The organism is Vibrio sp. 1580 (assembly GCF_033340055.1).
In genome coordinates this window covers 1-594 of sequence record NZ_JAWOVT010000465.1, presented here as the reverse complement: position 1 = coordinate 594, position 594 = coordinate 1, and the positions used below count along the sequence as shown (strand labels likewise).

1 protein-coding gene is annotated in these 594 nt (G+C 43.9%); it reads left to right on the top strand.

Annotated features, from left to right (window positions below):
• Positions 1 to 31: 31 nt before the first annotated feature.
• On the top strand, positions 32 to 594 hold a 563-nt coding region (locus R7093_RS26615), incomplete at its 3' end, for a DUF2057 domain-containing protein (RefSeq protein WP_318147201.1).

The following is a 594-nucleotide window of genomic DNA, read 5'->3' as shown; positions in this document are numbered from 1 at the left end:
GCTTATCTAAATTGGTATAAAGTGAGAAACCATGATGAAAAAAACAACGACACTTCTTGGAATTTGCGCAATCCTTTCTGCGCCTGCCTTCGCTGCTCAGTTGACTCTGCAAAAGGAGTTAGTGCCTCGCGTTATTAATGGTGAGTTCGTTTACCCTGAGTGGATCTCTGACAACAACAGTATCGAGCTAAAAGACGGTGAAAACCAGTTAGCGGTGACTGTTGGTCAAATCGTGTTTGAAGATGGAAAGCGCCGTAAGTTTGATTCGCAGCCTCTTTTATTAGAGTTTGATGCAGAAAAAGATGCTGAACTTTCTCTGACTTACAAAACCTTCCGCACCATTGAAGAAGCGAAAGCCTTCGAACTCGATCCAAAAGTGATACTAAAGGATAAGAACGGAAAAGAAGTGGATTTCTCTATGGTTCAGCTCCGTAAAGGTGGTTTGCAAGGTTTTCGTGATTACGAGCGAGAAGTGGCCGACTACAACAACGCAGTGAACAAACAAGCGACCAAGAGCAGTATCGCGCAATCTCCTGCGGTGACGAAAACATTGAAAGAGTCGTTCAATGAACTCAGCCGTGAAGAGCAACAAGA